Consider the following 9,633-nt stretch of genomic DNA (forward strand, 5'->3'; position numbering starts at 1 on the left):
CGGGGCTGCCCGGCAGCCGGGAAAATCGCAGCACGCTCAGGAGATGCCGGCAATGGCCGCGCCGGACGGCGGCCCAGGCTTCGCGGGTCGAACGATGCCGCTTCACCCGGCCATTTCAACTGCCGGCACAAGGCTCGGCGCCGCCGTCGATCCGCGCTCGATCAGGGTCGGGCGGAGCATGAATTTGCACCGCGTCTCCCGGTCCTGCCCCTCGCGCGTGGCCATCCGGAACAGGAAGTCCGTCGACGCCGTCGCCAGGTCCTCGACCGGCAACGCGATGGTGGTGATGCCGTCACCGCACCAGCGCAGGGTCGGCGAATCGCCGAAGCCGACAAAAGACAGGTCCCGGGGAACCGACACGCCGTGCCGGCGCACGCTGTCATAGGCGCCGATGCTGATGCGGGCGCCGGCGGTCACCACCGCGCTCGGCGGGCGGTCGGCGGCGAGCAGCCGGTCCATGGCGGCGCGGCCGAACTCGCTGTCGCAGCTGCCGGCATGGATCAGCGCCTCGTCGACCGCAATGCCGGCCTCCTGCAGGGTTCGGCGGAACCCGGCGAGCCGCAACTCCCCGGTCGAGATCGCCACCGTGGAGCCGATATAGGCGATCCGGCGGTGGCCCTGCGCGATCAGATGGCCGGCGGCAAGCCGCATCGCCTCGACATCCTCGATCCCGAACCAGTCGGAAGAGACCGCCGGGCAGTGCCGGACGAACTGGATATGGTCCATCGAGCGCATCAGCTTCAGCGTCTCCGGACGCGGGGCGATGCTCGGGATCATGATCACCCCGATCGCCCGGGCGGAGCGCAGGTTGCGCAGGTGATGCAGTTCGAGCGCCGCATCGTCGTCCGTGACGGCGAGCACGAGTTGCACGCCCCGTTCCCGGCAGCAGCGGGCGATGGCCTTGGCGGCGGTCGAATAGAGGTCGTTCTGAATGTCGGGCACCAGGAGCCCGACCATCGCGCTGGTGCCCGTCCGCATGGCCTGGGCGGCGCGGTCGACGACATAGCCCTGCCGCTCGGCCGCCGCGGCGACCCGCTCGCGGGTCTCTCGGCTGATCCGCGGCGAATCCGCCAGCGCCCGGGCGACCGTCGACACCGAAAGGCCGAGCGCTTCGGCGAGATCCTTCATCTTGACCGGTTGCTTCATCGGCAGCCTCGCGCAATCGATTGCGCATCCTTTGGTTCATTGACGACAAACTAGCAGGCAGGTCAGGCTGTTTACAGCGCAATCGTTTGCACGTACCGTCCCCTTCAGACGCTGCGACGTCGACCCGGAGTGCCGGGGGTGCGTTCGCCCTGTCCAAAAAGACCGATCGGGAGGATTTCATGGATTCGAGCTTCGGAACACCGATTTCGCGCCGGCGCCTCGGCGGCCTCGGGCTCGCGGCCCTGGCGATGCCGGGCGTGATCACTGCCGCGCGGGCGCAGCAGAAGTTCACATGCCGCATCGCCCATACCGAAGGCATCGGCACGCCGATCACGCTCGCCTTCGAGAAGTGGACCGGCATCCTCAAGGACAAGAGCGGTGGCCGGATCGACGCCCAGCATTTTCCCGCCGCCCAGCTCGGCGGCCTCGCCCAGGCGCTTGAAGGCAGCCGCATCGGCACCATCCAGGTCACGACCGCCGGCCCCGACAGCGAGGAGGCGATCGCGCCGGAAATCGCGGCCTTCGGCGGCGCGCCCGGCTTCATCTACAAGGACGAGGCCCATGTCGACCGCGTGCTGCAGGGACCGCTCGGCAAGGAGGTCTCGGATATCGCCCGCAAGAAGACCGGCGTCGAATTCGTCGCCTATGCGGAGACCGGCTTCCGCCACATCCTGTCCAAGCGTCCGGTCACCGCGCTCGACAGTCTGAAGGGCCTCAAGATCCGGGTACCCGAGCTGCGCATCTGGGTCGACTTCTGGAAAGCTCTCGGCGCCAATCCGACGCCGCTGCCCTATTCGGAGCAGTATTCGGCGCTTTCGACCGGCGTGATCGACGGGCTCGATTCGGACTTCTTCTCCGTGCTCGGCTTCAAGTGGTACGAGCAGGCTAAGAACGTCACCGTGACGGCGCATTGGTTCCTGCCCAAGGCGGTGCGGGTCAACGCCCGCTGGCTCGACGGGCTGCCGGCCGACCTGCAGGACCTGGTCCGGAGTTCCGCCCGGGAGGTGTTCGCCGAGCAGCGCGCGACCAACCGCGCCAATGCCGACAAAGCGCTCGCCGATCTCGAGAAGCTCGGCTGCTCGGTCAACCGGATCTCGCCGGAGGAACGCGCGCAGTGGGCCAAGCTGACCGCGCCGCTGTTCGATCAGTTCGGCGCCAAGAGCCCGGAGACCAAGGCGATGATCGAGAAGATCCGGCAGCTTGCCTGATCGCTTTCCACGCGCCGTCGGCCGGAGCGCACATCCGGCCGACGGCGCCCGTCTGCCCCCCATCTGCCGCCCCGCCCCGTCTGCGCCACCCGTCTGCCGCCCCCGGACTCCGCGAGCCATGGTTGCCCAAATGATGTCGGAAGATTCGCCCGTCCCGCCCGCCGCGTGGCGCGGCTTCGGGCTGCTCGACGGGGTCATCGAGACCCTCTGCGTCGGTCTCATGCTCGGCTCGGCCGGGATCGCGGTGCTGCAGGTGTTCTGCCGCTACGTGCTCTCCGCGGCGTTGCCGTGGCCGGAAGAGGTCTCGATCTGGCTGTTCACCTGGGCGGTCTTCCTCGGCATGGCGCTCGCCGTGGGACGCCGCTCGCACATCGCCATCGACCTGATCAGCCGGCATCTCCCGCCGCGCCTGCGCCGGGTCCATGCCCATCTGGTCGAGGCCATGGTGGCGGCCACCAGCGTCATGATGGTCGTGCAGGGCCTCGACTTTGCCGGGCGGGCGATCCAAGTCTCGCCGGCGATGCAGTGGCCGCTGACCTGGCTCTTCGTCTCGATCGCGGCCGGCGGGCTGCTCAATCTGGTCTACCTGCTGCGCCCGGTCGGCGGCATGCCGAGCCTCGGCGGGCTGTTCGCCATCCTGACGGGTGCCGCCGTCTATCTGGTGGTCCGGCACGGGGCGGCGCTGGTCTGGAACGAAGCGGGCAGCGCCGGCGCGCTGATGGCGGTCGCCTTCACCCTGGTCCTGCTGGAGGTGCCGATCGCCTTCGCGCTCGCCTTCGGGGCTTTCGCGGCCTTCGCACCGCTCGGCGACATCATGCTGGTCATCGTGCCGCAGAACATGGCCTCGTCGCTGAATTCCTTCACGCTGCTTGCGATCCCCTTCTTCATCATGGCGGCGGCGGTGATGAATGCGGGCGGCATCACGGCGCGTCTGGTCGATTTCGCGATCACCCTGGTCGGCCATTTCCGCGGCGGTCTCGGCCAGGCCAACGTGGTCACCAATACGCTGCTGGCCGGCGTGTCCGGATCGTCGACCGCCGACGCTTCGGCGATCGCAAAGCTGATGGTCCCCGAAATGGAGCGGCACGGCTATCATCGCGCCTTCGGCTGCGCGCTGACCTCCGCGTCCTCGACGCTCGCCAACCTGATCCCGCCGAGCCTCGGCCTGATCATCTACGCCGCGCTCGCCTCCGTGTCGGTCGGCGCCCTGTTCGTCGCCACCATCATCCCGGGCCTGATGGCCGCCGCGGCGCTGATCACCGTGGTCTATGTGGTCTCCCGTGTGAAAGGGTTCGGCGGCAATGTCGCTCGGGCTAGCTGGGGGGCGCGGGGCGAAGCGCTGATGAAGGCCGTCCCGGCCCTGCTGCTGCCGCTCCTCATCGTCGGCGGCGTCCGCTTCGGCGTCTTCACGGCCACCGAGGCCGGCGCCGTGGCCTTCGTCTACGCGCTTCTGTGCGGCGCCTTCTACTATCGCAGCCTGTCGGCGCGGCGATTCCTGGACGCCGTCCGCGAATCCACCTTCGATACCGTCGTCATCGTGGTGATCATTGCCGCCGCAGCGCCCTTCGCCTGGGTGCTCGCGGCAGAGCAGGTGCCGCAGAAGATCGCCGCAGCGCTCGGCGCCTATACCCAGAGCCCCGTCCTGCTGCTTCTGCTGATCAACCTGTTCCTGCTGGTGGTCGGCCTGTTCATGGAGATGATCGCCGCGATGGTCATCCTGGTGCCGATCCTGGTGCCGCTGATCGTCGCCGCCGGGGTCGATCCGGTCCAGTTCGGCATCGTCCTGGTCATGAATCTGGTCATCGGCGCCCTGACCCCGCCGATGGGCGTCCTGGTCTTCACGACGGCGCGCGTCGGCGGCGCCAATGTGGTCGAGGTCTTTCGGGCCATTCTCCCCTTCATCGCCGCGCTCTGCGCCGTCCTCCTGCTGGTCACCTACGTGCCGGTCCTCACCCTTGGCCCGGTCCGCTGGCTCGGCCCCTGATCGGAACGCACCTGCCATGACCAAGCTGCGCATCGGTATCGTCGGCCTCGGGATGGCGGTCACCCCGCATGCCCGCGGTCTCGTGGACCTCGCCGACACCGTCGAAGTGATCCATGCCTTCAGCCCGAGCGCGGAGCGGCGCGCCGCCTTCGCCGGCCGGTTCCCGTTCCCGCTCGCCGACAGCCTGGACGCGATCCTGGACGACCGCTCCGTCGACGCGGTCCTCGTGCTGACGCCCGCCAACACGCATCTCGACATCGTTCGCCGTTGCGCCGACGCCGGCAAGCACGTGCTTCTGGAAAAGCCGATCGAGATCACCTCCGCGCGCGCCGAGGCCGCCGTCGCCGTCTGCCGCACCGCCGGCGTGACGCTCGGCATCGTGTTGCAGCACCGCTTCCGGCCGGCCGCGGTGACGCTGGCCGATGCGATCGCCACGGGCGCGCTCGGCGAGATCATCGGATGTTCGACCGTGATCCGCCTGTGGCGGCCGCAGAGCTATTACGACGAGCCCGGCCGCGGCAGCTTCGCCCGCGATGGCGGCGGCGTGCTGATCTCGCAGGGCATCCATACGCTCGACCTGATGCTGAGCCTGGCCGGCCCGATCGCCGAGGTCGCCGGCAGCGCCTTGACCAGCCCGGTGCATCGCATGGAGACCGAGGACATGGTCGCGGCGGCGGTGCGCTACGCCAACGGCGCCATCGGCACCATCGACGCCACGACGGCGGCCTATCCGGGCTTTGCCGAGCGCATCGAACTGATCGCCCGCAACGCGACCGCGTCCCTGGTCGGAACCGCACTGCAAATCGCCTGGCACGACGGCCGCCGCACGGAGATCGAACCCGATCGCAGCGCGGGCGGTACCGGTGCCGACCCGATGGCCTTCCCGCACGACTATCACCGCGCCGTCATGGCCGATTTCGCGACGGCAATCCGGACCGGCGGCAAGCCCCGGGTGACCGGCGAGGAGGCCCTGAAGGTGCATCGGCTGATCGATGCGTTGATCGACGCCGGTCGAACCGGCGATCGTGTTCGCGTCCGGAGCGACTGAGCCGCCATGATCCGCTTCGCCGCCATCGGGCTCGACCACCGCCACATCTACCATATGGTCGCCGAGCTCTCCGCCGCCGGGGCCGAGTGCGCGGGCTACTGTCCGCTCACCTCCGACCCGCGTGTCCTGGCCGGCTTCCGGGAGCGCTTCCCGCATCTCGAACCAGTCGACCGCCGACACCTGCTGGAGGACCCGACCATCGCAGTCGTGTGCTCGGCGGCGATCCCGCGCGACCGGGCCGCGATCGCCATCGAGGCGATGCGGCACGGCAAGGACGTGATGGTCGACAAGCCGGGCGTGACCACGCCGGAACAGCTCGCCGCCGTCGAGGCCTGCGTCGCCAAGACCGGCCGCATCTTCTCGATCTGCTTCTCCGAGCGCTTCGTGGTCCGCGCCTCCGAGGTCGCGGCGCGGATCGTGGCCGAGGGCGGCATCGGCACTGTGGTGCAGACCATCGGCATCGGTCCGCATCGCCTGAACCGGGCCATCCGCCCCGCCTGGTTCTTCGACCCGGCCGCCTATGGAGGCATCCTGGTCGACATCGCCTCGCACCAGATCGACCAGTTCCTGTTCTATACAGGGTCGACCGACGCCGCGATCGTCGCCAGTGCGACCGCCAATCACGCCGTGCCGGACATCCCGGCCTTCGCGGATTTCGGCGAGATCCTGCTGCGCAGCGACCGCGCCTCCGGCTATATCCGGGTCGACTGGTACACCCCGGACGGGCTGCCGACCTGGGGTGACGGCCGCCTGACCATCCTGGGCACCGACGGCACCATCGAACTGCGCAAGTATCTCGATATCGCCGGCCGGCCGGGCGCCGATCATGTCTTCCTCGCCGATCGCAAGGGCACCCGCCATATCGACGCCTCGGCCGAGCCGCTGACCTATTTCCGGCGCTTCCTCGACGACGTGCGCGACCGCTCCGAAAGCGCCATGCCGCAGGCGCATGTCTTCCGCGTAACGCGCCTGTCGCTCGAAGCCGAAGCCCGCGCGTCGCGCATCGGAGGCCCCGCGACGTAACGGCCGCCGAAAGATTTCGGCCGGAGACGGGGTGCGGCGGCCGCGGCACCAAAGCCCGGCCCCGCGACGCGATCGCCGCATCGGATCATGCCGCCTGACCTCGACGGCGAACCGGCGGCAGCGCAACGCCTGCGCCGACGGCCAGCCGGAAAGCAGGGTCCCCGAAGACGCCCGACGGCGGCACTCGATACTCCGACGCCGTTCTCGGCCGGAAATCCCAGGCGGGCCACCGTCCGAATTGGCGGAGCGGCCTCTCGGATCGCATCGATGAGGACAGCATCCTCAAGCTTGTCATGCCGCTCACCCGATGAGCGGATCGCGCTCAGGCGACTCGCGCCGCCTCGACCATGGAGGGCTCGATCAGGGCTTTTAGCGCCGGGAATGGAACCGGTTCGCTGAACAGATACCCCTGACCGCGCGTACAGCCACAGGCCATGATCATGTTAGCCTGGAATTCCGTCTCAATTCCCTCAGCCACAACCCTCAAGCCCAACCGCCGTCCCAGTGCAATGATAGTCTGCACGATGGCAAGACTTTCAGGATCCTGATCGAGCGCGGAGACGAAGGAGCGGTCGATTTTTATTTCGTCGAAGCCAAAGCCCCGAAGATAGGAGAGGGATGAATACCCGGTTCCGAAGTCGTCCAGCGATATCCAAATGCCGAGTTCGCGAAGCCGACTGATCAGGTCACGCGACCGGGCCTCATCGCACATCATCACACTCTCGGTGATTTCCAGTTTCAAACGCTCAGGCGCCAATGCCGTCCTGGCAAGGATATCCGCGACCATGGCCGGGACATCGACCCGCATCAGCTGCACCATCGAGAGATTGACCGAAACCTGAATGGGTTTCGCAAGTGCCGAGGCGTCGAGACAGGCCTTCTCCAGGACGATCTGCCCAATTTCGACAATATGACCGGAACTCTCCGCGACGGCGATGAACTCGCTTGGGGAGACAAGCCCTCGCCGCGGATGACGCCACCGCACCAGGGCTTCGATGCCGACCACGGAGCCCGTCGGAAGGTCGATAATCGGCTGGTAGAACGGCTCGAACTCTTTGTTGGCAACCGCCTGGCCAAGCTCGATCTCAAGTGCCCGACGGCGGACGATCTCATCCTCCATGCCCGGTTCGTAGAGCATCACGGTTCCCTTGCCGGCGCTCTTGGAACGGTTCAAAGCCAGATCGGCCTGCAAGAGCAGGTCCACCGCCCCCGAGCCGCCGTTTGAGACGCTCACCCCGATGCTGGCGTCGACAAACATGACCTGCCCATTGATCTCGTGGGGTGCTCGAAGCAGCCCATGGATCGCGTCGGCCGCCTGCATGGCCGCCTCGGCTCCGCCCACATTGGCCAGCAGAATGACAAACTCATCGCCGCCGAAGCGCGAGGCGACGGAACCCGGCCGCTGAACCACCCATTTTCGCAGCCGATCGGCGGTCGCGACAAGAAGCTTGTCTCCGATGAGATGGCCGAGCGTGTCGTTGATGGGCTTGAATCCGTCAAGATCGACGATGCACACCGCCAAGCCGTTGCCACCGGATTTCAGGGCGTCCGGCTGACGATTTGTCAGCGCGGACGCGAAGGCAGTTCGGAAGGCGGCGCGGTTCGGCAGTCCCGTCAAGGTGTCGTGGGCGGCGATATATTCGTATTGTTCCGCCGTCTCCTTCTCGGCAGCGTTGGCCCGCCGGAGCAACCGGTTCTGCAACAACAGAATCGCGATCAGCATGAAGCCGCTGATCAGGAGACCTGCGATCAAAAGCTGCTGGATGGATTGGAGCAGCCGGAGTTGCTCGTGATTTCTGGTGATCTGATTGGCACTTGCGGTTTGTGCCTCCGAGACGAGAATATCGACCGCCCCCTGGACCTTTGACGTCATGCCAAGGACCGCCTCTTGGGCTGATTTCATCTCGATGGTGGCTATATGCCGGCCTATTTCATTCAAGCCCGTGGAAATTGTCGCCAAGGTCTCCTGCCGTGAATTCCTTTCATCGATGAATTTTCGAAAGCTTCCCGATGCCCAGGTATTCAGGCGGGCCAATAGGATGTCGTGGTAGAGCCGAATGCCATCGGCGGCTTCTGCCGACGGGTTGAGGGAATATGTCATGACATGGTGGCTGAAGGTCGTCAGTTCGCGACGACCGTGCTCGGCCGTCCAGGCAATATCGTGCCGGACAGAACGCTCCAGGGCGGCATTGGTATTCCAGACGACGGCCGGAAGCGTGATCGAGGCGATGCCCATCACGGGCACAATCGCGAAGAGGCCATACCGAAGCCGGTCGGAGTTCCACATGCCGTATCGTCCTGTGACCCAAGTTGCAGCCTTCTCGCGGAAGATCAGGAACTGTTACTCCACCGTGATGCTGCGAACCTGCCACGCCGACCGATTGTAGTACCGTTCAGATTTAAGGTTTGGATTGCCATCAAAGGGATAGATGACGAATAGGGGCCCCTTGTCGCGAACCTCCATGTATTGACCACCGCGCTTCATCGCCAAGAGAACCTTGTAGTCCGCGAAATCCGTGAGCGGGATTTCAGTACGGTACTGGTTGAGAGCGACGACGACGACCTTGCTGCCTTGCGCACCGACAGCCCGCATGACCGTGTCGAGAGGGACGCCTTCAAAGGTCTGCACGCCTTCGTGCCAAGGCGTCGACGTGCGTATCTCGCCTGAACCGAGGCTCTCAAGTTGCGATCGGGTGAACTCGCGGTCACCACTACCGGCAATCTTGCCGTCGATCTTCAGGATGACCCGGTCCTCGGCCGCGCCGGCTGCCCCGACAGACGCGACAGCGGCGAGAAGCAGGACGATGAATGCCATAATTCGACGAAGCATGGACGCGACCATTTTCCGGATTTCACAATGTGCGTTTTAGGTAATCCAAAATAATAATATGTATTTTGAATGATTCAAAATTTATCGATATACAATTTAACGTCCATCCTGCCCGCTCAGATCGCTGCGCGCAATTTTCCGGCAACTGCAGGATATACCAAGCCCTGAGCTTTTGGCTCCTGGAAGCGCGCGAGCTGATCCGGTCGATGATTGCCGGCGTCAAGCTGACCCCACGATCCGGGAACGAGTTGGCTGCGGTGATGACGGGCGAACTCGCGACGATCCTGGCGCTGTCGGCGGGGGTACCGAGGCGGTGCGGACAACAAAAAACGCCCCGGGGCTGGTGGCCACGGGGCGTTTGATATGGCTTGGTTGCGGGGGCCAGATTTGAACT

8 protein-coding genes are annotated in these 9,633 nt (G+C 66.0%); 4 read left to right on the forward strand and 4 right to left on the reverse strand.

The annotated features are described in order from the left end of the window. Nucleotides 1-102 precede the first annotated feature (102 nt). Nucleotides 103-1,146, reverse strand: coding sequence for a LacI family DNA-binding transcriptional regulator (locus KL771_RS26340; RefSeq protein ID WP_261971495.1), 1,044 nt, complete (start codon nt 1,144-1,146; stop codon nt 103-105). A gap of 179 nt (nt 1,147-1,325) precedes the next feature. On the opposite strand from KL771_RS26340, the gene KL771_RS26345 reads away from it, so the two are divergent. From KL771_RS26345 to KL771_RS26360, 4 genes are all read left to right on the forward strand, one after another. Continuing rightward, on the forward strand, nt 1,326-2,354 hold the full coding sequence (locus tag KL771_RS26345) for a TRAP transporter substrate-binding protein (RefSeq protein ID WP_261971496.1): 1,029 nt from the start codon (nt 1,326-1,328) through the stop codon (nt 2,352-2,354). A gap of 118 nt (nt 2,355-2,472) precedes the next feature. Further along, the gene (locus tag KL771_RS26350) at nt 2,473-4,338 is read left to right on the forward strand and encodes a TRAP transporter large permease (protein ID WP_261971497.1); all 1,866 of its coding nucleotides are present in this window, start codon (nt 2,473-2,475) and stop codon (nt 4,336-4,338) included. Between the two features lie 16 nt (nt 4,339-4,354). Next, on the forward strand, nt 4,355-5,386 hold the full coding sequence (locus tag KL771_RS26355) for a Gfo/Idh/MocA family protein (RefSeq protein WP_261971498.1): 1,032 nt from the start codon (nt 4,355-4,357) through the stop codon (nt 5,384-5,386). A gap of 6 nt (nt 5,387-5,392) precedes the next feature. Next, nucleotides 5,393-6,409 (forward strand): Gfo/Idh/MocA family protein, encoded by a 1,017-nt coding sequence (locus KL771_RS26360; RefSeq protein WP_261971499.1) that lies wholly within the window; start codon nt 5,393-5,395, stop codon nt 6,407-6,409. A 322-nt stretch (nt 6,410-6,731) separates the two neighbouring features. Here the strand turns inward: KL771_RS26360 and KL771_RS26365 are convergent, their stop codons facing one another. From KL771_RS26365 to KL771_RS26375, 3 genes are all read right to left on the reverse strand, one after another. Continuing rightward, nucleotides 6,732-8,696, reverse strand: a complete 1,965-nt coding sequence (locus tag KL771_RS26365; RefSeq protein ID WP_261971500.1) for a putative bifunctional diguanylate cyclase/phosphodiesterase — start codon at nt 8,694-8,696, stop codon at nt 6,732-6,734. A gap of 54 nt (nt 8,697-8,750) precedes the next feature. Next, entirely contained in the window at nt 8,751-9,251 is a 501-nt protein-coding gene (locus tag KL771_RS26370; protein WP_261971501.1) for a molybdopterin-dependent oxidoreductase, read from the reverse strand. Between the two features lie 10 nt (nt 9,252-9,261). Further along, a partial coding sequence (locus KL771_RS26375; protein ID WP_261971502.1) for a hypothetical protein occupies nt 9,262-9,633 on the reverse strand: 372 nt, incomplete at its 5' end.

This window comes from Prosthecodimorpha staleyi (assembly GCF_018729455.1).
In the GTDB taxonomy this organism is placed as follows: Bacteria; Pseudomonadota; Alphaproteobacteria; order Rhizobiales; family Ancalomicrobiaceae; genus Prosthecodimorpha; species Prosthecodimorpha staleyi.